The following is a 23,840-nucleotide window of genomic DNA, read 5'->3' as shown; positions in this document are numbered from 1 at the left end:
CTAATGATATTGATAAATATTGCTCAACATCATTTGCTCTTAAGGACTCTAAGAACATACTTGTTAGTCAGCTTTTCTCACAAGTGTTTGCTCGAAAGTTCTCCCTCCACCATTTGATGTCCACTTTAGATAAAATGTTTTGGTTTCAGGATCATAATAGCTCGATGGATCAGTAGCAACTGGTAATAAAGTATTCATCTCTATAGTAACTTTATTAGTATTTGGGTCAACATTCATAAACCATTCGTTACTATAAACACCTATTAAACCAGGTATCATTTTTACGGAATATGGTCCAGTTGTTACTAGTTCTATTTCATTAGTACCTGATCCGAGCGACCCACTATACGTGTTCGTATAGACACCATCCCATGGGTTCTTGAGCCCTACTGCAACAACTGCTGTGTTGAAGTTACCGCTAACTACACCATAGTTTGACTCTACTATTTTAAAAGGCAGAGCATACTCATTATCAAAATCCAGAAGGCTCGGATTAACTTTTACATTAAGAATTACCTCACGCTGACCAGCAGGAATAGTAACAGTCGTAGTGGGTATCTCATACACAGCCTCAGGCAACATTATGTAACGATCATGATCCTCCTCTTCATTTTTAGGATCCTCAGACTCATTATACCATGCATTGTAGCTGCCCAGCACCTCCGGGTCTATGGCAATATTTACTGTAATATCTTTCGGAGCAGTGCCTGCACCAGAATAGCTTATAGTAACAGGAACGATTGCCTCTTGCAGGTCGCTAACAAAAGTATTGATATAGACAGGGTTCGGCGCTGTAACAGGAGACTGAATGGCGCCGCCTCCACTTTTAATCTCAATGATATTAGTGGAGTCATCCGGGTTGAATATTGGATCTTCATCCAAACACGATGTTAGCCCTGTAACAGCCAGCAGTATAGTAATATAGTTTAATATCTTTTTCATCTTTATACAATTAATACTGTTAATCTAGATCCCAGAAGATGTTTGTAGTAAACTGATTAACACTTCCTCCGCTTGGAACATTGTTTTGGTTATACTGATACTCTGTATTTGGATAGAGTAACCTTACTGGCAGCCTGTCTGGTCTTGTAGAAGTTGACTGAGTAGAGGCAAATGTAGAAGAAGATGTTATAGTAGGGTATCCTGTTCTCCTAAATTCACTCCATGCTTCATGACCATGGATAAAGTTTAAGGCTATATACTTCTGAGTGATGATAGCTTCCAACTTTTCAGTTTCAGTACCTGCAGCCTCAAAGTCAACAAGGCGGCTCCCCTCATTAGCTGCAAAATACTTTGCTGCATCTGCTGCAGGGTTAAGGCTGGCTATAACAGTTCCTGCTGCATTTTTATAAAGGTACGTGAAAGACTCCTCCACTCCCTCTTCATAGGCTGCCTCAGCATTTCCTGCGAGGTATCCTTTTAAGAAAGCTTCGGCTTGCAGAAAATAGCTTTCTGAGGCAAGAAGAATTGGCTGCCCCATTGTAGCACTTTTAAGTATTCCTGCTTCATTAGCACTTGTATACCAAACGCTACCACTTGGAGCCTCATCTATGTCCTCACCAGTTACACCCAGCTGGTTACTCGCTGTATTAGGGAAACTATTATATGTTACTGTTCCTCTGAAAGTATCACTGATTCTACCATTATAAAAATCCAGGATAAAATCTGTAGCAATACGAGCACGCCCATTCTGAGCTGCTGATCCAGCAGCATCTGTATGATACATCATCCACATCGGGTTTTTCTTATTCCCGCTAGTAGTGTATCCCGGCTGAACTATAGCATCCTGAGTAAGAAAGGCTGGATTAGAGCCAAAAGTAGCAAAACGCTCATTAACAAAAGAAGAAAGCTCTGCCACACCAGACATACGCAACAGCATTCTCAATTTCAATGTGTTTGCAAATGCTATCCACTGATCCATATCACCTTTAAACATAACATCGCCAGAGGCTACAGCATTAGCATTCTCTGAGTTATTAATGATGTACACAGCTGAGTCTAGCTGAACAACTAAGTCCTGGTAGATATTTTCTGCTTTTTCATAAGCAGGCGTTATATTATCTCCTCCATTCAAGGCTTCTTTGTAAGGAATATCGCCATACTGATCTACTAATAACTGGAAATTATGCGCCTTCATGATTTTAGCGATAGCATTATAGTACGCCATTGCTTCATCGGCCTTAGTAGTTCTTTCTATGTAGTCATAATCCGTAAGATTATCATAGGCTCTACTCCAAAGCGTTGTCCAGTTCGTAGTTGTGTAGTTATAGGTTAGCTCTGGCCCTTGTCCACCCCAGCCATAGGCGTTAGCCTGATACCCTGCAACCTGTGCGCCATAATCATGATAACTAACGATAGTGGCTGCAGTAGATGTTAAGGCATTAGGCAATACCTGCTGGGCAGATGATGATGTGGCCTGATTGGGGTTCTCATTTATATCCAGATAGCTCTCACATGAGAATAAAGAGAAAGCCATCATACTTAGTGCAAGTAGACTTGATATTTTCTTCATGATAATTTTAATTAGAATGTAACTGAAACAGTTGCTCCATAGTAACGTGTTGGAGGAGTCTGGCCCAGAGTCGTAATACCAATAGCATTAGTATCTGTAAAGTTGTAGTCTGGGTCAGTATACTGATTCGACTTTGGCAGCCAAAGAGCAAGGTTTCGACCTTGAACACTTACAGTAGCGCCTTTTACAAAGCCAGTCTTGCTCAACCACGTCTGAGGCACGTCATAAGACAGGGAAGCTTCACGCCATCTCCAGTAATCACCTCTTGTAACATAGTTAGAAGCAACGTTCATGTTATAGTTACCGCTGGCAAAGAATCCAGCCCCACCATCACGAACCGTAATATTGGTGTTGGGAACATATTGCCCAGTTTCAGCATCCAGATAAGAGGAGTTTGGTATTACAAAACGGTCACGGTTGTATTGAGCACTTCTGGCAGAAGAGCCAGAGAAGTCATAAGTAGAACCACCATTATGGTATCTATAGAAATCCCCTCTGTATTCGAATAGCGTTGAGAATCGGAAGTTCTTAAATCTTACATTAAGATCAAGGCCAAGACGGTGTAGAGGTTCAGTATTACCGAGTACAACTGGCTCAGCTGCGGCACTAGGGTAGCCTGAAATAGGATCTACAATAATTCTTCCCTGGTCGTCACGGTTATAATCTGTACCAATCAATACAGGGAACAGATTTCCAGCAGCAGCATATACTTGCGCATACCCGCCTGATGATAAAGCTAATCTTTCTAAGTCTTGAGAAATGGAAAGTACCTCACCCTTATTATAAGTATAGTTACCGCCTACAGTTACAGTCCAAGCATCAGTATTGATCGGAGTTACATGTAACGCAGCTTCTACACCGCTGTTTTGTGTTTCACCGGTGTTTGTCAGGTAGGAAGAATAACCGGAAGCAGAAGATACACCTGTTGCTACGGTTTGATTTTCTGTTCTTGTTCTATAGTAGGTAAATGTGGTATTAATTAAGTTGTTCAGCAAGACAGCATCAAAACCAAATTCATAACCTTTAGTCATTTCAGGCTTCAGGTTTGGAGATACAAGTTGGTTACCAACAGAATAACCAGTTTGGTCACCATAAGGGAAACCCTCTGACGGTGTAAATACAGGCAACAGGCTATAAGCGCCCCAAGTACTGGTCGTGCTGCTACCTAAGTTAACCTGACCTACTTTAGAGACACCCGCACGCAACTTCAGATTATTGATAACATCACTATTTTGTAAGGCAGGAATAGCTTCTGTCGCAGTGAAGGAGATATCCGCAGATGGATAGAAGAATGATCTATTTTCTTTTGCTAACACTGATGTCCAGTCATTCCGGCCTGTGGCATGCAAGAAAAGGTAATCTCTAAACCCGATGGTAACATCACCGAAAACACCTATTTGGCGAGCATTGAAATTCCCTTCGCTTGCTAATGGCTCCCCGATTCTATTACTGATATTGAACAAGCCTGGGTTCACTAACCCTACACCTTCAATGGCTAAAGCCTTGGAGTAGTTATCTCTGACTTGGTTACCTAAAATAACACGGAAAGAGAAGTCATTCACATCCTTTGTTAACTGAACCAGGAAGTCCGAGTTTAGCTGTCTTCTTGTCAAGCTGTAGTCGGCCACACCGCCAGGTATATCCGTTTTGCTACCAGATATGCTCTTTGTGTAGTCTGAGAATGTAAATGAGCTGTAAGAGTTTTTATAGAGGTTATTTCTATTTGTAATACCTGCTCGGTAGGTAAAGTCCAGCCAGTCAAGCGGTGCGTATTTTACCTCAATATTACCGATCAGGTAGTTATTCTCAGCATCTTGTCTGTTATTATCAATGGTAAAGTATGGGTTGTCATAATACTCATTGTAATATCCGTTAGGGTTTGCAAACGGATTATTTTGCCAGTCCTTATAGTCTAGTAAGGGAATGTTTGCAGGAGTATTCAGTAGGTTACCATAAACAGCGGCTGTCGCTGTAGTGATGTCATACTTGTTTTGGGTATAGCTCGTGTTAACTGACACATTCAGCTTATCACTTACTTTATGGCTAGCATTTAAACGCACATTTGTACGATCATATTCATCGCCTGGGGTTGTCCCAATTGTATTAACCCGCTGTCCTGACACATAAAATGAAGTTGTCTCGTTACCTGTAGAGAGGGAAACATCCGTTTGATTAGATACGCCTGTCTCCCAGAAATCATATTTGTCTTCTCGTGGTGAATAAATCACTTCTTGCTGGGATCCATCAGCTAACGGTTTGCCAATTGGTCTTAATGTGCCATCAAAGGCAGGTCCATACTGCTGGTTCTCAAATGGATTGTACACTTGTTGGCCTGCCTCTGAGCCAGCACCAAACTTCTCTTGGAGTTTTGGCTGAAAGCTAACCTGCTCTAGAGTTGTTGTGTGGGCCACTCTAATCTGTGTAGAACCTTTTTTGCCTTTTTTAGTTGTAATGATTATAGCACCGTTAGAGGCATCTGAACCATATAATGCTGCCGCGTTTGCACCATTAAGTATGGTAGTAGACTCAACGTCTTCTGGGTTTAGGTTCCCTAGAACTTCGCTGGGAACAATTACGTTGTCCAGCACAATCAGCGCCTGGTTATTACCTGTCATGGAGCGGTTACCTCTCAGCACCACACGCACATTTGGGTTTACACCACTTCCAACAGCATTAACCTGTAACCCGGCAACTTTACCTGTTAAACCTGTAGCAATGTTCGGAGATTTGCCCTGAGTAAGCTCCTGAGTATTTATTGTTGTTGTGTTATAGCCTTGCTCCTTTCGCTGACGCTCAATACCTCCGGCACCCACAACTACTACTTCTCCAAGTTGTTTTGCATCAATTTCTAACTTAACATTGATGGAACCTGAATTATCGATTTGCCTCTCAACAGTAGCATAACCTAAGTATCTAAATGTTAGAACATTGCTGCCTGATGGCACATTAATTGAGTAGGTACCTTCAGCACCAGTAGTGGTACCTACTGTAGTACCTGAAACAAGTACTGTTACTCCTGGTAATGGCTGACCATTACTGGCATCCGTTACCCTTCCTGTCACGGTTCGATTCTGCGCCCATGCCTGATTAACAAGCGTTAGGAACATCACCAAACCAAATAATAGAACTTTTCTCATAAAGCTAGATTAGATTGATTGGTAAAATAGTTATTAGTTGTTTCCCAAATATAACTCTATGTTGCAACATTTTACTTCTTTCCCATATTTTTCCCCCTTCTTTAGCCAAACCAGAGGCCCCTTCCTGCGTAAAAGCGACCTTCGGATATATATAAAAGACTAGCTTTTAGCACCTTGCACACCTACTAAATTTTTATATAATTTTTCATTTATGGTGTCAAAACACGCACATTTATATCTTAAATGATGAAACCATATATTAGTTAATCGTAATTAACAATTCGTTAATACAAGCCATATCTATAACACAAGGCAGCGGGGGCTTTTATATTTTTCATGTATATTACCTGCCCTATACTTCCACCTGCCAATGAGTGGTAGAATCAAAAAAGCGTGTGACGCTTTCGCACCACACGCTTTCTTAGCAGAAAGAAGTAAAGGATTACTTCTTCTCTTTCAGATTTTCCTCAAACAGCTTGAAGATACGCTTGTACTCGTCGGTCCAGCTGGCGGGTTCCGTGAAGCCATGATCCTCCACAGGGTATACCGCCAGCTCCCAGTTCTCCTTGCCCAGCTCTATCAGGCGTTGCGTCAGGCGCACCACGTCCTGGAAATGCACGTTCGTGTCCACCATGCCATGGCAGATCAATAAAGCGCCTTGCAGCCCCTCTGCGTAGTAGATGGGCGAACTCTTGGCATAGGCTGTACTGTCCGTGTATGGTGTGTTAAGAATGTTGGAAGTATAGCCGTGGTTGTAGTGTGCCCAGTCGGTCACCGAGCGCAGGGCGGCACCGGCCGCGAACACGTCAGGCTCTGTGAACATGGCCATCAGCGTAATGAAACCGCCATAGGAGCCGCCGTAAATACCGATGCGCTTTGGGTCCACATTATACTTCTCCACCAGGTGTTTGGCACCGTCCACATGGTCACTCAGGTCTTTACCACCCATAAACTGGTAGATGCCCGTGCGCACGTCGCGGCCGTAGCCAGCGCTGCCGCGGTAATCGATGTCCAGCACGGTATAGCCCTGGTCAACCAGGAAGTTGTGGAACATGTACTCGCGGAAGTAGGAGCTCCACCACTTGTGCGCGTTCTGCAGGTAACCGGCACCATGCACAAATATCACGGCCGGTCCGTTTTGCTGTGGGTTCTCCGGGCGGTACAGGCGGGCGTATACGTCGGCACCGTCTTCTGCTTTAAAGGTGATCACCTCCGGCTCGCGCCAGTCATAGGCCTTGAACTCGTCGGTCAGGGAGTTGGTAACTTGCTTTGGCTTCGCGTTCTTCTTGTTGTCCATCACGTACAGTTCCCACGGCTTGTTGCTGTAAGAATAGCGGATGGCCAGCTTCTTCTCGTCTGGCGACAGCTCCACCTCGTGAGCACCGGCCATACTTGTCAGCTGCACCATTTCACCGCCGTTTACCGGCATGCGGTAAAAATGCTTCTCGCCCGGGTGTACTTTGTTGGCCGTAAAGTAAAAGTGCTTTTTATCATCGGATATACGCGCATCCGACACCTCAAACTTGCCACTGGTGAGGGCTTTCTTCTGGCCACTGTTCACGTTCACGGTATACAGGTGCGAGTAGCCGCTTTCCTCGGAGTGGAACCACACACGCTCGTTATCCGGCATCCAGCCGATGGCGCCAGGGCCATAGCTAATGCCTGGGCCGTTTATCCAGGCCTCGTCGCGCTGGCGGTCCAGCACGGTGAGCTTGGACGTGGCCGGGTCCAGCTTCATGATCCAGCGGTCCTTGTTATCGGCAGAACGGGCTACTACCACGGCATGCTTGCCATTGTCGGACCAGTAGGTGCCATAGATGGTGGCAGCGCGCGGCTCTGGCTTTTTAGTCTTGCTCTCGGCCGCATTGGTCGAGGCACTGGCCTTTGCCTCCTGCTGCAGCAGGTAAGCAGGCTGGTCGTAGATGCCCTCCACATCGTTCATCAGCACGGCATAGGCGGTGTCGCGCTGCGTGTCGTACACAAAGAATTCGTAGCTGCTCTGCGCGTCACCTACCTTGGTTCTGGTCTTTATATCCTCCGTATAACCTGATTCTGTCACAAAATCCGGCACAATGGCCACCTGTGCGTTTTTAGGACGGGAGATGAGTTGGTAGGTAATGAAGCGCTCGTTCGGCCCCAGCGTCACGCTGCTCACGATCTTCTCCTCCACGTAGATTTCCTTCGGACGGGTGGGGTTATCCAGTTTCTGCTGCTTCTCGGCGGCTTCTTTGTCTTCCTTGCGCTCGCGCACGATCTGTAGAAGCGTCAGCTGCTGCTCCTTTAGCCAGTCGCGCTGCGGGTTCTTGCCTTCCTCTGCGGGCTTACGGCCTTTTTTAAAATCTGTGAGTTGTACTGTTTGCCCATTACTGATGTTCCAGGCAAACAGGTTGCTGTCTTTGGTATACACCACCTTTTGCTCGTTGTGGCTAAAGGCTGGGCTACTCTCGCGCTCCACGGTGTTGGTTACCTGCTGCGCTTTTCCTGATTTTATATCATACAAAAAGATGTCGCCGTTCTTCTCGTACACCTTCTTGGTTTGGGCACGGTTGTACACGCCACGCTGGGCCGGCAGGTTGCGGCGCTCCTGCGCGCTCACCTTCTGCAGGTTTCTACCGTCGGCGCTCACACTGTAGAGCGAGTCCTGGCGGTTGCCTTCCGGGTTCCAGTTAAAGTAGATCTTCTTTCCGTCTTCAGACCAGAACACGTTGCTCGGAGAGGTGCCGATCCATTTGGGGTCGCGCATGATCTTCTCCACGCTCAGTTCTGTTTTGTCGTTCTGCGCGTGCACATCGGCGCTGCCCAGCAGCAGCAATACCGCAAACGCCACAACTTTTCGTTTCAGTTGCATGGTTGGTTTATTAGGTTTAGGTAGTTTAGTTAAGGTTTGATCTTCAAAATAAAGTATAAACACGAAGTTAACAAAAAGCCGCCCGCAGGAAGTTGTGCCTCAGAACGGTTATTTCATACTTCGCCGGTCGCGCAAAGTATAGCGACAGTGCAGCAGCAGGGTATTTATACTTTAACCTGAGAAGCAGATTTTATACTTTGAGGTTGTTCCGTGCTTGTTGCAGCTAAACCAGATGCCCTTGCTTGCGTGTTTTCACCAGCAAGTATAGCGGCCCCTCCTATACTTTGTAGAAAATCCTAGCCGGCCAAACGCAAAGTATAAACCGCAGGAGAATCAAAGTATAAACCAGCAGCAGAGGCATTCAAATTCTGCATACAGGTGCATGAGCAAGTATAAATTTTCCTCTCCCTATACTTTGCGGCTGCCGGATGTATACTTTTATACTTCAGGATTTCTTCTTTTTGCTGAAATTCATACTTGGGTGCTGCTCCTCGTGCGGCGTTATACTTTGGTAGAACTGGGCAAAGCGCAGCAGCTCCGCCTCCCCGAACAGTTTCCCCATAAAAGTGATGGTAGTCGGCATGCCATTTTTCTGGAAGCCGGTGGGCACCACCACGCACGGGTGGCCCGTAAGGTTGGTTACCACCAGGTTGCTACTGGCAAACGTGGGACTGATGTACACGTCCACCTCCTTTAGCTTCTCCTCCATCTGCTGCACCAGCAGGGTGCGCACGCGCTGCGCCTGCAGGTACTCCACGGCAGGTATAAAGCGGGCCGTGCGGAAGATGTTGGGCCAGGCGTTCTTGTGCTGCGCCACCAGCAGGCTATCGCGCCCGCTGCGGGTCAGCTCATCGAAAGCGGCCGCTCCCTCTACGGATATGGTCAGGAGCAGGTCGCTTGCCGGCAGGTCTGGCAGCGAGAGGGGCACCAACTCCACACCTGCCTTCTGCAGCGCATCCAGCGCCGCCTGATCGTTTTGCTTAAAGCCATATTCCTTCGCAAAGTCATCCTTCAGGAAACCCACGCGCAGCTTCTTCGGATTTATACTTTGGTTGTAGTTAAACGGTACATCATACACCGACTGATCCTTCCCGTCGGGCCCGTAAATGGCATTGAACACGATGGCGCAATCCTCAGCGGAACGGGCTATCGGGCCGATCTTATCCATCGACCAGCTCAGGGCCATGGCCCCGTAACGGCTCACGCGACCATAGGTGGGGCGCAGGCCGGTGGTGCCCGTGGCCGTGGATGGCGACACGATAGAGCCCAGTGTTTCCGTGCCGATGGCGTAAGGAAGCAGGCCCGCCGCCACGACCGCCGCCGAACCTGCCGAGGAGCCACTGGAGCCTTTGCTGATATCCCATGGCGAGCGGGTCTTGCCGCCGTACCACACATCACCCATGGCCAGGGCGCCTAAGGTGAGCTTTGCTACCAGCACACCCCCGGCATCCTGCAGGCGCTGCACCACGGTGGCATCCTCGTCTATCACCTGGTCTTTGTAAGGCGTGGCGCCCCAGGTGGTTTTATACTTGCGCGTGGAGAGCAGGTCCTTCACCCCGAACGGAATGCCGTGCAGCATGCCTTTATACTTTCCGGCTTTTATTTCCCGGTCTGCCTGGCGAGCCTGCTGCAGCGCCAGTTCCTCGGTTAAGGTCGTTACCGCCTCCAGCGTCGGGCCATACTTCTTCAGGCGGTCCAGGAAGAATTTGGTGAGCTCCTCGGAGGTGATCTGCTGCGTGCGCACCAGTTCCGCCAGCTGCGGGATGGTATAAAAGGCCAGCTCCTCGCGCTTTTTGGGCAACTTCACGTTCTGCGGCCGCTCGGCCTCAAAAGCTGATTTTCCTGTCGGGAAAGTATAGCCCACCGGGATCGGGTTGAATAGGAGCGCCGGCGGCACACTGTTGGGCAGGTTCTGCTGGCGTATCACCTCGTAACTCTCCCGGAGCTCCTCCAGCTCCGAGACAGTGGAGTCGAGCTGGGCCGCCGTAAAATGCAGCCCGAGCACTTTCTGGGCATCCTGCAGTATACGTACCGACAGTTTATCATCTGCCACCCTGGCCACAAACGCACCCGACACAAAGCAGGCAGCGCCTAAAAGTGCTATGGTTCTGTTTTTCATCTGATTTAGTTTTTCGCAATCTAAGATAGGAATTTTATTAGTCTCGCCTATGGTTATTTTGCTACGTAGCTCATCCTGAAAATTAGCTACCTTGCATTAGTATTTACAACAGACCCATACATGAACAAAAAACTATACGTACTGCTGGCCTTGCTACTGATGCTGGCGCAGCTGCAGCCGGCGCAGGCGGGCAGCGGGACGGAGGACAACGCGCTCCTCTGGAAGATCTCTGGAAAGGGCCTGAAAAAGCCCTCCTTCCTCTACGGCACCATCCATGCGGTTTGCCCGGATAAAATAGTGCTATCGGAGGCGCTGCTGGCAACGGTGACGCAAACAGAGCAGCTGTCGCTGGAACTGGACATGGACGACCCGAACATGATGGCCCAGGTCATGCAGTATGCTACGCTGCCGGAGGGGCAGTCGCTAAAGGAGCTGTTTGAGGAGGAGGAGTACAAAGCCCTGTCCGAGCTTTTCGCCGGCAGCTATGGCGTGGACCTGAAGATGCTCGACAGCATGAAGCCGTTCATGCTCTACTCCATGCTAATCCCGGTGATGACGGAGTGCACCCCGGAGTCGTATGAGCAGAAGCTGATGGAACTGGCCCAAGGCCAGCAGAAGGAGGTGGTAGGCATAGAGACGGTGCAGGAGCAAATGGCCGCCGTAGACAGGCTGCCAAACGAGATGTATGCGCAAATGCTGGTACGCACGGCCACCGACCTGCCCAAATCCAGGGCCGACTACCGCGAGATGGTGGAGCTATACATGGCGCAGGACCTGCAGGGGCTGCAGGAACTGATGCAGCGCGACTACCCGGAGGAGGACTACAGGAAGTTCCAGGAGGTGTTCCTGGTGCAGCGCAACAAGAACTGGATTCCGGTGATGGAGCGGATGGCCAAGGAGAAACCGACCTTTTTTGCGGTAGGCGCCGCACACCTTACCGGTGAGCAGGGTGTGATAGAACTGCTGCGCAGGCGAGGCTATAAGGTAACGCCGGTAAAGAAGTAGTTTACCCAACCTGAAAGTATAAAAAGGGTCAGGAGCTGCATAGGCTGCCCCTGACCCTTTTTCTGTAGCGGCACAGGTATAAATTTTGCTTGTGCGGTAAGCATAGGCAAAATTTAGCGGCCGTGGCGCATCATCATGATCACCTGGTCTGCCTGCTTCACGTTATACTCGTAGGCCAGCCGCTTATGGTTCACCAGGTCTATAATCGTGCCGATGAGGCAGAGGCCACCGGTAAAGAAGTAGAGCAGGCCCATGCCTATCTGCCCGGTAAGGAAGCGCTGAATTCCGGCCACGCCAAAGAACCCCACAATGGTGGTAACCAGCAACAACATGGGCTCGCGCCGGCGGGAGCGGTAAATGCTCGCAAACTGCCGCGCCTCGTCCTCGTTCATCGGTTTTACCAGCGTTTGAATGTAGCCCATTTCGTCGGGCTCCAAGTCCGGCATCAGGTGTAGTATACTTGCCATATAGTTTTATTTTAATGTTTCAGATGGTTGCTGTGCGTACGGTGGAAGTATAAAAGACTGCCGCAGCGCCATAAGAGCAGCAGCACGGCCGGTGCCGCCAGCGGGTGCGCTGCCCAGGCTGCCTGCCACTCGCCCCGCGCCAGGTAAGCAATGCCATGCCCCAGCCCGCAGCCCGGGCAACCGTTTTCCAGCACCCAGCTAAACGGGCAAAAGCTGAACAGGTGCACTCCAGCCGGGTCCATGGATGCCAGCAGGACCAGCCCTACCGGCCATAGCAGTGCCTCCAGCGGCACCCATGTATTTGCCTGCTGCCAGTAGTTCCGGACAATAGGGAGTTGGCTCATGTACCCATTTTATATTTCTACACTTATGAACTGGGATTTAAAGTAGTATAAAATTGTGATAATCAAAAAAGTAAGGCGGCTATTCTGAAAAATAAGGGCATAAAAAAAAGCCCCACAGAATGGAGCTTTTTTAAGCTTACTATATGACGTTCACAGTTATTCTTGTTCAGATTCGGCGGCACCGCCTTTCTCATTCATTCGCACAACACCTTCCTGGCCTTCTGCATTGGTTAACTTAACCTCGTACACCACTTCGGCGTTGGCAGCACCTTCCTCTGGAGTAATTTTGTGGATCTCCCCTACCGTCCAGTCTTTGTACACGTCGCTCTTTAGGGCGTTCTGCACTGCCTCCGGCAACTGGTCCTGCGTTACTAGCTCTCGGTTGCCCTGTGCCTGCTCTGTTTGCTGGCCCTGGGTTTGTCCTTGCGTCTGGCCCTGAGTTTGCGTCTGCTCCTGGGTTTGGGCGTTGGCATCAAGTGAGGTGAAACCTAATATCGCTATTGCTGCTGCAAAGAATGTTGCTTTTTTCATGTTCTATTTTGTGTCGGTTTAAAATGTAATCTATTTCCTATAGTAACAGAACCGTGCCAAACTACAACTACCACACATTATCCTGATAAACAGACAGATAAGACACATCCTTTAACTATACAAGTTGTAGAATACCATTAGCAACCTGTGCCTCAACTCCACAACTTGTGGAATTTTTCTACACCTGATGTCTCCAAAGTTTTTCTTCAGAAACCGTTATTTTAAAGAAACCGCCTGGCTGGGATGCTAACCAAAGCGCCCACCCAAAGTATAACCAATAGCAACACTTTAAACTCTGAAAGCTATGGAATGCAACGTAGGGATTGTTGAGCAAAAGGCCCGTGTGCTGGCCGGGCTAGCACTTATCGGCATTGGTGCTTATTACAACTCAAAGCCGCTGGCTGCGGTTGGGATCATACCTATACTTACCGGGATGCTGCGCTGGTGCCCCATAAATGCCGCAGTAGGCTACGACGGATGCAGAAACGAGCGTACCTGGTATGGCAAATAGCGCCGCCACAGCGCTGCAGGAGCCTGTGCTGGTATACGATGGCGACTGTAGTTTCTGTAAGTTCTGGGTAAACAGGTGGCGCCGCAAAACCGGAGCCAGGGTAACGTATGTGCCCTACCAGGAGGTGCCCGATGGTTTTCATGGCATTTCCCACGCGCAGTTCCGAAGGTCGGTATACCTTATTACTACGTATGGGCAGCCCCTGCACGGGGCCAGGGCGGTAGCTGCGCTGCTGCAGCTAAGCGGCCACAGCACCTGGCACTGGCTTTATCACCGCGTGCCGCTGGCGGGCACAGTGGCTGAGGCTGGCTACCGCCTGGTGGCTGATAACCGTGATTTTTTCTATAAGCTCACCAGGCTGGTTATCAGAAAGGATGCCTGAGGAAGTACACAGCAGGAGGCTAAACCACTCATACCATGCGCAAAATTATACTTTATATTGCGGCTAGCCTCGACGGGTACATAGCCCGGCCCGACGGCGACACCAGTTGGCTCCACGACAAAAGGTATATGTTAGAAGGCGAGGATTACGGCTACAGCACCTTCCTCCAAAGTATAGACACCACCCTGATGGGCCACAATACTTACAAGGTGGTACTTGGGTTTAAGGAGCCCTCCCCTTTTCCTGCTAAAGCGAACTATGTCTTTAGCCGCTCCAGCCACCCGGATACCAAGCAGGTGCAGTTTGTGCAGCAGGATGCGGCGGAATTTGTAAAGGAGTTGAAGCAGCAGCCGGGTAAGGGCATCTGGCTCATCGGCGGCGGGCAGATCAACACGCTGCTGCTAAATGCCGGCCTGATAGACGAATTCATACTTACCTACATTCCCATCATACTTGGCAGCGGTATACCTTTGTTTGCCGCAGGCGCGCAGGAGCGGCAACTGCAGGCACTGGAGAGCAAAAGCTACCGGAATGGCTTCGTGCAGCTATGGCTGCAACCAAGCTGAAATAGGAAAGCAGCAGCTTCCACTGCATGATTTACGTGGCCGCTGCTGCTGAGCTTTTTGGGTGATCGTTTATTCTCTTGCCTGCGTCTTTTTGCGCCTCACACTTCTTCCGGTCTATCATTGAGGGGGCAGCTTGGGTACGTCTGCTCCTCGTCCTGCTTTTGCTCTCTTTCGAGCCGATGCTTGCGGGCTATGCGCTCGTTGTCTATCATCTCCGGACTTACCCTGTCGGTGTAATCCCTGGTGAAGCCCAGGCTGTCACTTATTGCACTTAAAGTATAATTCCAGGTGTCGGAGATTCCCAGCCCTCCATATCTTCTGTGTCTTCTCATCTCACACGCTCCTTTCTTACTAAGTTAAATATCAAACCGTATAAATGCTGTTATCCTCTAAAGGCCATTTACAATTTATTATACGAAATTCACACTTATAAAGACGCAAAGGGGAAACATTTTAATACAATTTTTTAGTCGCAACAGCACAACCGACAATTACTCGAAAGTGCAGCAGGCACGCCACCAGAACACTTTCTAACGAACATATGTTAGCTAAACCCGACTAACGTGAGCATACTATCTACAAACAGGCATATAATATCTGTACAATAACAAAGGCCTGCGCAGAGGTAAATCCGTGCAGGCCTTTGTTACGTTGGTGCGCTTCCGCTTATTTTTTTTTCTTAGCCTTCGATTTTGCTTTCTTTGACTTGGCCGCCTTTACTTTTTCATCCGTTTGCTCGGCCTCTTTCAGCAGGGCTTTCCAGTCATACTTGGCGTCGGCGCTGAAATCGATGGTGGCTTCATAATCCTCCTTCTCTACCTCCAGCACCTTAATGTCCTTGGTCAGGTATTTCTGAATCTCGTCAAGGATGGGTTTCTCTTCGGGGGCGCAGAAACTTACGGCAATGCCCTTCTCGGTGCCCCGGCCCGTACGGCCCACGCGGTGCACATAGTTCTCGGGCTGCTCCGGCAGGTCATAGTTCACCACGTACTCCACGCTCGGGATGTCAATGCCGCGGGCGCTCACATCCGTAGCGATCAGCAGCTTCACCTCGCCCTTCTTAAATTGGCGCATCACATCCAGACGATCCTTCTGCTCTTTGCCACCGTGTATACTTATCGCCTGAATGCCCACGCGCTCCATGGCGGCCACCACACGCTCGGCGCGTATCTTGGTGCGTACAAAGGCCAGTATCTTTTTGTCCGGGTTCTGGTTCACCACCCGCTCCAGGAAAAAGCGCTTATCATCCATGTCCACGAACATCACCGAGTGGTCCACGTTTTTGGAAACCGGGTCTTTCGGGGAAATCTGGATACGTACGGGCTTGTTCACGAGCGAGTAGGCCAGTTCCTTAATTTTCTCGTTGATGGTGGCCGAGAAAAACAGCGTCTGGCGCTGGCGCGGCAACTTGGTGATCAGGTGGCGGATATCGTGTATAAAGCCCAGGTCCAGCATGTGGTCGGCCTCATCCAGCACCAGCACCTCCACGCGGTGCAGGTGTATGTGGCCCTGGCTCACGAGGTCGAACAGGCGGCCGGGCGTGGCCACCAGTATATCAATGCCGTCCTCCAGCTTCGCGATCTGCGGCCCCTGCTCCACGCCGCCGAACACGCAGAACGTGGTGACGCGGGTGCCGCGGCCAATCTCGTTGAACACCTCCGTTATCTGCAGCGCCAGCTCGCGGGTAGGCACCATCACGATGCACTTAATACCGTCGCCACGCTTGCGGTTCTTGCTGAACTGCAGCCTGTCGAGCACCGGAATGGCGAAAGCAGCTGTTTTACCCGTACCAGTCTGGGCAATGGCCAGCACATCCTCCCCTTTCATAATGGGCGGAATGGCCTTAAACTGAATGTCGGTCGGCTTTTTAAAGCCCAGCTTGCTCAGGCTTTTCTTTATCTCGTCGGAGATGCGGTAATCTTCAAACTTCATGGTGATGGGTGTTATACCTGGTTACTGCCTATACGTACGGTAGAGACAGTGTGCAAAGGTACGGTTATTTGTTGTTAGTTGCTGTTTGTCCACACCCGCTGTTAATACCACAGCTACTTAACCACCCGGTAAGCACCGAGTAGGTTACCCTTTTCTGCCGATCCACTGCTGCACAGTAGCAGCTACATGAGCAAAATCGCTGCCGCCGGTGCCATAGGTGTCGTAGGCAAATTTGAGGATAATGCCGCTCACCACCACCAGGAACAGCACCCGCACAAAGCCGACACCCCGCTTTAAAGCGGTGCGCGTGCCCAGTTGCGAACCTAGTATACTGCAGACAGCCATCGGCACCGCCACCTCGTAGAGCACATATCCGTTCCAGGCAAAGTATAGCAGCGCCGATAGGTTAGTGGCCACGTTCACCACTTTTGCCGCCGCCGAGGCCGCCAGGAAGTTAAAGCCGAACAGCCCAATGAAGATAAAGATGAGGAAACTGCCCGTGCCGGGGCCGAAGAAGCCGTCGTAAAAGCCAATCGCCGCACCGACCAGCAAGCCATACAGCCGCTCTTTCAGCGCTGTGAGTTTGGGCGCATGCAGGGAGCCAAAGTCTTTTTTGATGAAGGTGTATACCGCCACCAGCACCAGCAGCACCAGTATAAATGGCTTCAGTAAGCTGGCATCCAAATGGCTCAGGGCACGGGCTCCCAGGAAAGAGCATACAAAAGCCGCCGCGGCTGCCGGAAGTATGGCCAGGTAGTTGATCCTGACGCTGCGCACATACTTGACCATCGCCGCCGTAGTGCCCGCGATGCCCGCAAACTTGCCTGTACCAAACACGGTGGGCAGCGGCACGCCGGGCAGAAACACCAGCAGGGCCGGCACCTGTATCAGTCCGCCGCCACCCACCACCGAATCGATAAAGCCTGCCATAAAGGCGAACAGGCACAGGTAAATGATCTCTTCCACTAAAGTATAAAGTATAAAAAGTGGCGCAAGTTACGGCACAGCTCACTTACCTGATTCTCCCCTGCCCTAAAAACTTTCAGTTGATTTTAAGCAAGCCTGATGGCACTTCTGCGGCCTCAGCAGTGTTGCTCTCTTGCACATCAAAAGGATATCTCCTGTGATCAAGAAACTCTTTATTTACACGTTGCTGCTCGGCACGTTGCTGAGCCATACTTCCTGCGAAAAAGAAGCCACTGCAGCAGCGCCCGCTGTGGTAGAGACGCCTGCTACGGAGCCACCCGTAGCCGGGGAGGACCTGTACTACGTGTCGTCGGAGCTGCTGCTGAGCGTGCCGAAGGAAATGCTGCAGCAGCTTGCCACCTCACAAGGGTATGGCACCTATGGCCCTGAGATAGCGTATGGCATCTCGGTTTACAAGCTCGTGTATAACACCACTTACCTGGGCCGCCAGATACAGGCATCGGGCCTGGTTTGCCTGCCTCAGAACATGAGCACACCGGCCCCGGTTATCAGCGCCCAGCACGGCACCAACTTTGCGCACCGCGATGCCCCGTCTAACTTCGAGGGCCTGTCCGGCTTCGAGCTTTTTGCCGCTGCCGGCTATGTGATGCTTATACCAGACTACATCGGCTTCGGTGCGTCTAAGGATATTCTGCACCCGTACTACGACCAGAAGCACTCGGCCCTCGCCGTGGTGGACATGGTAAAGGCAGCCAAAACACTCTACAAGGAGAAAGAGGTGCCTGTAAGCGACAAGCTTTTTCTGGTGGGCTACTCGGAGGGCGGTTACGTAACGCTGGCTGCGCAGAAGGAAATTGAGACCAACCCGGTGCACGGCCTGAAGGTAACAGCCTCGGCGGCAGGTGCTGGCGGTTACGACCTGGTGGAGATGCTGAGCCTCGTAAGATCAGGTAAGGCCTACTCCTACCCTGCCTACCTGGCCTACGTGCTGCAGGCCTACAACAACACCAACGAGTGGAAGCGACCTATGTCGGATTTCTTCCAGGAGCCCTACGCCTCTAAAATGTCCGAGCTTTTCGATGGCAGCAAGAGCGGCAGCGCCATTAACAGAGAACTAGCCAAAGACCCGAAGGCGCTCTTTAACCCGGCTTTTTTCGCGGCTCTGCAGGATGACCAACAGGAGTTGCCCTTGAAGAAAGCGCTACAGGCCAACAGCTTCTACGACTGGGTGCCGCAAAGCCCGACGCGCCTTTACCACGGCACCGCTGATGATGTCGTACCCTTCAGCAACTCAAAGCGGACCTATGACCGCTTTGTAGCGGGCGGCGCCAGGCAGTTAGAATTTATACCTATCCAGGGCAAAGGCCACGGAAATGCTTTTGAGCCCATGCTACAGTCGCTACTGCCCTGGCTGCAGGAATTTTAAAAAGAAACGGCTGGTACGGGTTGGTACCAGCCGTTTCTTTTTTACAGCTGCCCGAAATGTGGATAACATCGCTTTTCCACAAAGTTGCTAACATTTTTAGCTGCCCCTCTAAATATTTTAGCTCATCCTGCTAAAGAAAGTATAATCAGAACCTGCCGCCTACCACTACTTTCTCTTTAAACTCACTTTTCTCCCCATTCAGGCCAAACAGCTCGATGTGGAACAGGTAATAGCCTATATTGGCTTTGGCACCGTTCTCCCGCAGGCCATCCCAGCGGAAGAAGCCGTTTGCCTCCAGCAACTCGTTGCGCACCAGTTTGCGTATCTCCCGCCCCTGTGCATCATACACCGTAATGTTGGCTACTAGGCCGGTTTTGTCGGTGCGGTAGTTGATGGTGGCAAAGTCTTCGTAGCCGTCCCCATCCGGAGAGAAAACCTTGGGCGAGACCTCGAACACCCGCTGCGCCTGCACCCCTGCCTGCGCCTGCGAGTTTTTATACCCCGGCGTGGCAAAAACCGTGGTAGCCGCCGAGTGGAAGTTGCTGGCCATACTTGGCCCCTCCAGCCGCACCCGCTCCAGCGACACGCCGTTTACATCATCGAGCAGTTCAAAATGCATTTTTGCATCATAACTGAACCTATCCGCTACCTCGCCATTCGGCTGCACCACCACTACGGTTCCGGCCTCGTCGGGGTAGCTGGGCAGGCTACTCATCCTGATAAAGGTTTCCTGCCTTGCCAGTGGGTAGTTCTGCATGATATTGTCCGGGTTGGAGCTGAGCACCACGTATTGCCCCGGCGCCAGCACATAATTGGCTGTGGTTATACTTTTAAGGTTGCTGATGGTGTCGCCGGAGGTGTTGGCCAGCTTCCAGTCTTTAAGGTTAAGGTACTTATCGCTGCGGTTTACCAACTCCACAAAATCAGCGCCGCCTGTGCGTGAGTTAAACAGGATCTCGTTGATGACCACATCGCCGGGCGCGGGTGCTGAGGGCAAAGCAAAAGTATACGTTAAAGGACTCGTACTCGTGTTGCCGGCGCAGTCGGTTATACTTGTGGCGGTTAAGGTATACCCCTGCCGCTCCTGCAGCTGGCTGCCAAGCACAAGCATAACTTCGGAGAACAGCGGACCCTGCACCTGCGCCTGATTTATAGGTATACCTGGGCTAAGGCTGTAGTTGGCTATACGTGTCGCCTGTGCGCTGTCCAGCCGCTCACTGAAGCGAAGCAGCACTTTGTCTGGTGCAGTGGCAGTGGCATCTGCTAAAGCAGGCGGTGTGTTATCCGGGTTAGAAGTGGCTACCGAATTGGCCTGTGCCGGTGTGCCGCCACGCAGGTCTTCGGAGGCTGTCCAATTCTCTACGCCGGCGCAGGGGTTGTGCACGTCGATCATCTCCAGGCTCCAGCCCCCTTCGCGCTTGCTCGGGTTCTTATACCAGCTGTCGGAGTAGTTTATGGCATAGATGAGTTTGCCACCGGGCTGGCGCAGCTGCAGCAATTCCCCGCTGTTGTTCAGGCTGGGGAAATTGCTGATCCCGATTACCTTGCCATACTCGCTGAAATGCTGCACCTGGCTGTTGGGCACCACCACGGCATATTCCTGCGGCAGCAGCTGCACATCCGGGAACGTGGCGGTGGAAGTAGCGTCGGAATACTTAATGCCTTGTAGCTTCAGCACCTTGTCAGTGGGGTTAAACAGCTCGATATATTCCTGCGCCGGCAGCCCTACCGTTGGGTTTTCATCGGCCATAATTTCGGTTATCAACAGCTCGTTGTAACCGGGCAGCACGGCTGGAGGCATAAAGCTGAAGCTGGAAAGTATAGGTTCGGCAATCCTGTTGCCGAACAGGTCCTGCAGGTATTGTATACTTAGCTCGTTCCTGCCGCCCCTGAAACTCTGGCTGAACACCAGCCGCACCCGCCCCGGCTCCACCAGCTCTGCAAGGAGCGGGTTTATACTTCCACTCAACGTATAGTTGCCGATACGCTGCGCCTCTTCCGGTTGCAGTGGCTCGCTGAACTGCAGCGTCAGCTCCTGAGGGTTTACGGTTTGCAGCTCCTGCAGCACCGGCGCCTGGGTATCAGCAACGGTAAAATCATCGAAGAAGAATTTCTGACTGTTGGCCGAACTGTACCTTAGCAGCACCCCAAAGTATGCCGAGCGGGTGTAGGTGGCGTCGGTGGCGGTGCCCTGGCTAGCATAGTGCTCGCCGGTGCCGGTCACGTCTATACGTAGCTCCCATGCATGGTTTATACTTCGGGTTACCCGCACGCGCACCACATTGTTGCTGGTGGCCACGGTCTTGTCCTGCCCGTCGATAATCTTTACTGCCGTTTTGCCGGCGTCTTGCCGGAACAGGCTCACCTCGTCGGGCGTACCGCCGATGCGCACAAAATAGCCGCTGGTGTTGGTATCTTTCAGGTTTTCGGAGTCGGAGATGAGCCATACATCGGCATAGTTGCTGGAGGAGGTGGCCAGGCGCAGGTTCGCCCAGAACTCCCAAGCGACACCCACGGCCGCCTGCGATGGTGTGGTAAGCTGCAGTATAGTGCCTGTTACAGCGGGGCCGCTGCTTTGCAGCTGGCCCTGCGCATTTACTGTAAAGCTGCCCTCATCGCCCGTCCAGGTGGGATTCTGGGTAAAGTTGCCGTCAGCGAAATTTTCCTGTAGTTGTGCAGCAGCCACAAACGGAAGTAGCAGTAACAGAAGACCTCCCCTCAGCCCACTCCAGACAACAGGAGGGGGCTTTAGGCAACGATAGCTTTTACCTGCTCTGTAAACAAAAGCCATTATTTTTTTGGTAAGTACTTCTGGTAAAGTTTGTTTCATGCGCAGAATTATGTTAAAATCTTGCGTATTTTGCAGACCAGATGAAACGCTTGCGGAATATCCCCGGGAACTTTAAGGTTTGGAGTAAACGCGGCCGCAGTTGTAATTTTAGACTATTACGGGAGGCCGGGGCGTTAGTTGGAAGTTAGAAAGTTGGAGAGTTTAAGAGCTAGAGAGTTCTGAAGGAGCGGTTGAGTGAAGCTGTATCCTCTACACCCCTCCAGCCTGCAAGTCCTGAGCTAAGGACCTAACACTTAATCCTTAAACAATTAAATATATACCCTAAATGAAAGTAGCAGTAGTAGGCGCTACCGGTTTGGTAGGCAGCGAAATTTTGAAAGTACTGGCGGAGCGCGACTTCCCGGTAACGGAATTATTGTTGGTTGCTTCTGAGAGATCTGTTGGTAAACAGGTGGAGTTTAAGGGTAAACAGATAAAGGTTATCGGGATGCAGGACGCGATTGCGGCTGCCCCGCACATTGCTATTTTCTCTGCCGGTGGCAGCACCTCTACCGAGTGGGCCCCGAAGTTCGCCGAAGCAGGCATCGTGGTAGTAGACAACTCCTCGGCCTGGCGCATGGACCCTACCAAAAAACTGGTGGTGCCGGAGATCAACGCGAAAGAACTGACGAAAGAAGATAAGATCATTGCCAACCCGAACTGCTCTACCATACAAATGGTGGTGGCTCTGAACAAGCTGCACGAGGAGCTGAAGGCCAAGCGCATTGTGGTGAGCACGTATCAGTCTGTGACCGGAACAGGCGTGAAGGCGGTGGAGCAACTGATGAACGAGCGCGCCGGAAAAGACGGCGAGAAGGCTTACCCATACCCAATCGACCTGAACGTGCTGCCGCACATCGACGTGTTCCAGGACAACGGTTATACCAAAGAGGAGATGAAGATGATCCTGGAAACGAAGAAGATCATGGGCGACGACTCTATCCGCGTGACAGCAACAGCAGTGCGTATACCTGTAATGGGCGGCCACTCCGAGTCGGTGAATGTGGAGTTTGAGAAGGACTTTACGCTGGACGAAGTATACCGCATTCTCGGTGAAACAGAAGGTGTGGTGGTAGTAGACGATGTGAAGAACCTGCAGTACCCGATGCCGAAAGACGCGCACGGCAAAGACGAGGTACTGGTAGGTCGCGTACGTCTGGACGAAACGCAGCCCCGCACCGTGAACATGTGGATTGTGGCGGATAACCTGCGAAAAGGTGCTGCGACCAACGCCGTGCAGATTGCCGAATACCTGGTGAAGCACGAGCTAGTTTAACGTATCTCGTAGCACGTATCAAGTAGCACGATAAAGTGTAAGTATGAATTGCTCTTATACCGGACTTCCTAGTCTGGAAGCTAACTGATGGGGACTTCCGAGTCCCCATTTTTTATTTGGACCGGGTTACGCGGATATAGATATCTGAAACTGCGGAGTTATTAAGAAACGCTTCCAATTATATAAGAAATAGTATAAATTTATATAGCATATTGATGCCTCATCCTATAGTAGTTAGCTCCATGTATAAGCTCTATTCAAAAACATTTTTAGCTCTTCTCTTTGTCGTTACTGCGCTGCTATATCAACCAACCTTTGCGGCGGACAACTACAAAGTCGGGGACAAGCTCTATGTAGCGCCAACTGCTGGTATAAACATACGGTCCAGGCCTTCTTTACAGGCTCCTATTCTTGCAAAACTCAACTATAACACTGCTGTAACTGTTGCAGCGGATTCACTTCCTGCCGAACCGCTCCAGGTAAGGGTGAAAGATTTTAATGAAGGCTTTATGACTTTGCAGGGGCATTGGGTTAAAGTAAAATCAGGCAGGATAACAGGTTATGTTTTTGATGGAATGCTCTCCAGCGTGAAGGGATTAGAGCTCAACAACTATCAGGAAGAGGCTTATTTTGCTGACACCTTTGGCAAACCTCGCAAGGAAACGATCCAGAAGAGCAAAGTGGTTGAAGGCCACAAAGCAGATTCTGAAACGGTGATCACAACCCATCCCAAAGGTATCGTCGTGGAATATACTTTTTTTGATGGCTGCCATGACCTGACTTATACCTTTGACATCCCGTTCAATGACGTATACTGGCTTATTAATCGCATGATGGTAGGTGCGGATGCTGTACAGGATGTTAAAATCAGAAAAGAAGGTAAGCGCACTGTATTAACTTACTATAGCTGCACGTAAAAACATCACCCGAAAGTATGACTCCCCACATGTCACAAGTTGGGCTGCACTAAACCCCGCTTCTTCGGATTTGCAATTAGGAGTGTTCGGAAGAGTTATGGAATCGTAAA

19 protein-coding genes are annotated in these 23,840 nt (G+C 50.5%); 7 read left to right on the top strand and 12 right to left on the bottom strand.

The genetic code is table 11. The features are described from left to right. Window positions 1–63: 63 nt before the first annotated feature. The 5 genes from OH144_RS19530 to OH144_RS19510 form a co-directional block, all read right to left on the bottom strand. Window positions 64–942, bottom strand: coding sequence for a DUF1735 domain-containing protein (locus tag OH144_RS19530; protein WP_266203942.1), 879 nt, complete (start codon window positions 940–942; stop codon window positions 64–66). Between the two features lie 19 nt (window positions 943–961). Further along, the gene (locus tag OH144_RS19525; RefSeq protein ID WP_266203941.1) at window positions 962–2,512 is read right to left on the bottom strand and encodes a SusD/RagB family nutrient-binding outer membrane lipoprotein; all 1,551 of its coding nucleotides are present in this window, start codon (window positions 2,510–2,512) and stop codon (window positions 962–964) included. Window positions 2,513–2,523: 11 nt separating this feature from the next. Continuing rightward, a complete protein-coding gene (locus tag OH144_RS19520) occupies window positions 2,524–5,649 on the bottom strand; it encodes a SusC/RagA family TonB-linked outer membrane protein (protein WP_266203940.1) in 3,126 nt (1,041 codons plus the stop codon). Between the two features lie 442 nt (window positions 5,650–6,091). After that, window positions 6,092–8,497 carry a prolyl oligopeptidase family serine peptidase gene (locus OH144_RS19515; protein WP_266203939.1) on the bottom strand — a complete coding sequence of 802 codons (2,406 nt, stop codon included), beginning with the start codon at window positions 8,495–8,497 and terminating at the stop codon, window positions 6,092–6,094. Window positions 8,498–8,942: 445 nt separating this feature from the next. Further along, complete coding sequence (locus OH144_RS19510; protein WP_266203938.1) at window positions 8,943–10,616, bottom strand: amidase; 1,674 nt, start codon at window positions 10,614–10,616, stop codon at window positions 8,943–8,945. Between the two features lie 120 nt (window positions 10,617–10,736). Here OH144_RS19510 and OH144_RS19505 point away from each other — a divergent pair, with 120 nt between their 5' ends. Further along, window positions 10,737–11,621, top strand: coding sequence for a TraB/GumN family protein (locus tag OH144_RS19505; protein ID WP_266203937.1), 885 nt, complete (start codon window positions 10,737–10,739; stop codon window positions 11,619–11,621). Between the two features lie 113 nt (window positions 11,622–11,734). On the opposite strand, the gene OH144_RS19500 is transcribed toward OH144_RS19505, so the two are convergent. The 3 genes from OH144_RS19500 to OH144_RS19490 form a co-directional block, all read right to left on the bottom strand. Further along, entirely contained in the window at window positions 11,735–12,088 is a 354-nt protein-coding gene (locus OH144_RS19500) for a TM2 domain-containing protein (RefSeq protein ID WP_266203936.1), read from the bottom strand. Window positions 12,089–12,099: 11 nt separating this feature from the next. After that, entirely contained in the window at window positions 12,100–12,432 is a 333-nt protein-coding gene (locus tag OH144_RS19495; protein WP_266203935.1) for a DUF2752 domain-containing protein, read from the bottom strand. Between the two features lie 156 nt (window positions 12,433–12,588). Then, window positions 12,589–12,963, bottom strand: a complete 375-nt coding sequence (locus OH144_RS19490) for a hypothetical protein (RefSeq protein ID WP_266203934.1) — start codon at window positions 12,961–12,963, stop codon at window positions 12,589–12,591. 304 nt (window positions 12,964–13,267) lie between these two features. On the opposite strand from OH144_RS19490, the gene OH144_RS19485 reads away from it, so the two are divergent. Genes OH144_RS19485 through OH144_RS19475 form a run of 3 tightly spaced genes read left to right on the top strand, consistent with a single transcriptional unit; the run spans window position 13,268 to window position 14,422 of the window. Next, entirely contained in the window at window positions 13,268–13,474 is a 207-nt protein-coding gene (locus OH144_RS19485; protein ID WP_266203933.1) for a YgaP family membrane protein, read from the top strand. Beyond that, window positions 13,464–13,856, top strand: coding sequence for a thiol-disulfide oxidoreductase DCC family protein (locus OH144_RS19480; protein ID WP_266203932.1), 393 nt, complete (start codon window positions 13,464–13,466; stop codon window positions 13,854–13,856). The genes OH144_RS19485 and OH144_RS19480 overlap by 11 nt, the downstream gene beginning before the upstream one ends. A gap of 35 nt (window positions 13,857–13,891) precedes the next feature. Next, window positions 13,892–14,422, top strand: coding sequence for a dihydrofolate reductase family protein (locus OH144_RS19475; protein ID WP_266203931.1), 531 nt, complete (start codon window positions 13,892–13,894; stop codon window positions 14,420–14,422). A gap of 98 nt (window positions 14,423–14,520) precedes the next feature. Here OH144_RS19475 and OH144_RS19470 read toward each other — a convergent pair whose 3' ends face one another. From OH144_RS19470 to OH144_RS19460, 3 genes are all read right to left on the bottom strand, one after another. Continuing rightward, window positions 14,521–14,754: a hypothetical protein gene (locus OH144_RS19470; RefSeq protein ID WP_266203930.1), complete on the bottom strand. Its 234-nt coding sequence runs from the start codon at window positions 14,752–14,754 to the stop codon at window positions 14,521–14,523. Between the two features lie 334 nt (window positions 14,755–15,088). Beyond that, window positions 15,089–16,354, bottom strand: a complete 1,266-nt coding sequence (locus OH144_RS19465) for a DEAD/DEAH box helicase (RefSeq protein ID WP_266203929.1) — start codon at window positions 16,352–16,354, stop codon at window positions 15,089–15,091. A gap of 144 nt (window positions 16,355–16,498) precedes the next feature. Next, window positions 16,499–17,320 (bottom strand): sulfite exporter TauE/SafE family protein, encoded by an 822-nt coding sequence (locus tag OH144_RS19460; protein ID WP_266203928.1) that lies wholly within the window; start codon window positions 17,318–17,320, stop codon window positions 16,499–16,501. Window positions 17,321–17,477: 157 nt separating this feature from the next. Here OH144_RS19460 and OH144_RS19455 point away from each other — a divergent pair, with 157 nt between their 5' ends. Next, window positions 17,478–18,707, top strand: a complete 1,230-nt coding sequence (locus tag OH144_RS19455) for an alpha/beta fold hydrolase (protein WP_266203927.1) — start codon at window positions 17,478–17,480, stop codon at window positions 18,705–18,707. A 145-nt stretch (window positions 18,708–18,852) separates the two neighbouring features. Here the strand turns inward: OH144_RS19455 and OH144_RS19450 are convergent, their stop codons facing one another. After that, window positions 18,853–21,393 carry a lamin tail domain-containing protein gene (locus OH144_RS19450; protein WP_266203926.1) on the bottom strand — a complete coding sequence of 847 codons (2,541 nt, stop codon included), beginning with the start codon at window positions 21,391–21,393 and terminating at the stop codon, window positions 18,853–18,855. A 430-nt stretch (window positions 21,394–21,823) separates the two neighbouring features. Here OH144_RS19450 and OH144_RS19445 point away from each other — a divergent pair, with 430 nt between their 5' ends. Together OH144_RS19445 and OH144_RS19440 are read left to right on the top strand one after the other, a co-directional pair. After that, window positions 21,824–22,813: an aspartate-semialdehyde dehydrogenase gene (locus OH144_RS19445; protein ID WP_266203925.1), complete on the top strand. Its 990-nt coding sequence runs from the start codon at window positions 21,824–21,826 to the stop codon at window positions 22,811–22,813. 242 nt (window positions 22,814–23,055) lie between these two features. After that, complete coding sequence (locus OH144_RS19440) at window positions 23,056–23,730, top strand: SH3 domain-containing protein (protein WP_266203924.1); 675 nt, start codon at window positions 23,056–23,058, stop codon at window positions 23,728–23,730. Window positions 23,731–23,840: the final 110 nt, after the last annotated feature.

The sequence above is a fragment of the Pontibacter kalidii genome, from assembly GCF_026278245.1.
In the GTDB taxonomy this organism is placed as follows: Bacteria; Bacteroidota; Bacteroidia; order Cytophagales; family Hymenobacteraceae; genus Pontibacter; species Pontibacter kalidii.
The sequence above is the reverse complement of the archived record's forward strand: the minus strand, read 5'-3'. Positions and strand labels throughout refer to the sequence as shown.

Coding starts and splice junctions, on each gene's coding strand:
- OH144_RS19470 (WP_266203930.1), bottom strand. CDS start 14,754: ATGAGAAGACACAGAAGATATGGAGGGCTGGGAATCTCCGACACCTGG.
- OH144_RS19465 (WP_266203929.1), bottom strand. CDS start 16,354: ATGAAGTTTGAAGATTACCGCATCTCCGACGAGATAAAGAAAAGCCTG.
- OH144_RS19515 (WP_266203939.1), bottom strand. CDS start 8,497: ATGCAACTGAAACGAAAAGTTGTGGCGTTTGCGGTATTGCTGCTGCTG.
- OH144_RS19440 (WP_266203924.1), top strand. CDS start 23,056: ATGTATAAGCTCTATTCAAAAACATTTTTAGCTCTTCTCTTTGTCGTT.
- OH144_RS19525 (WP_266203941.1), bottom strand. CDS start 2,512: ATGAAGAAAATATCAAGTCTACTTGCACTAAGTATGATGGCTTTCTCT.
- OH144_RS19490 (WP_266203934.1), bottom strand. CDS start 12,963: ATGAAAAAAGCAACATTCTTTGCAGCAGCAATAGCGATATTAGGTTTC.
- OH144_RS19445 (WP_266203925.1), top strand. CDS start 21,824: ATGAAAGTAGCAGTAGTAGGCGCTACCGGTTTGGTAGGCAGCGAAATT.
- OH144_RS19485 (WP_266203933.1), top strand. CDS start 13,268: ATGGAATGCAACGTAGGGATTGTTGAGCAAAAGGCCCGTGTGCTGGCC.
- OH144_RS19510 (WP_266203938.1), bottom strand. CDS start 10,616: ATGAAAAACAGAACCATAGCACTTTTAGGCGCTGCCTGCTTTGTGTCG.
- OH144_RS19530 (WP_266203942.1), bottom strand. CDS start 942: ATGAAAAAGATATTAAACTATATTACTATACTGCTGGCTGTTACAGGG.
- OH144_RS19495 (WP_266203935.1), bottom strand. CDS start 12,432: ATGAGCCAACTCCCTATTGTCCGGAACTACTGGCAGCAGGCAAATACA.
- OH144_RS19480 (WP_266203932.1), top strand. CDS start 13,464: ATGGCAAATAGCGCCGCCACAGCGCTGCAGGAGCCTGTGCTGGTATAC.
- OH144_RS19505 (WP_266203937.1), top strand. CDS start 10,737: ATGAACAAAAAACTATACGTACTGCTGGCCTTGCTACTGATGCTGGCG.
- OH144_RS19500 (WP_266203936.1), bottom strand. CDS start 12,088: ATGGCAAGTATACTACACCTGATGCCGGACTTGGAGCCCGACGAAATG.
- OH144_RS19520 (WP_266203940.1), bottom strand. CDS start 5,649: ATGAGAAAAGTTCTATTATTTGGTTTGGTGATGTTCCTAACGCTTGTT.
- OH144_RS19475 (WP_266203931.1), top strand. CDS start 13,892: ATGCGCAAAATTATACTTTATATTGCGGCTAGCCTCGACGGGTACATA.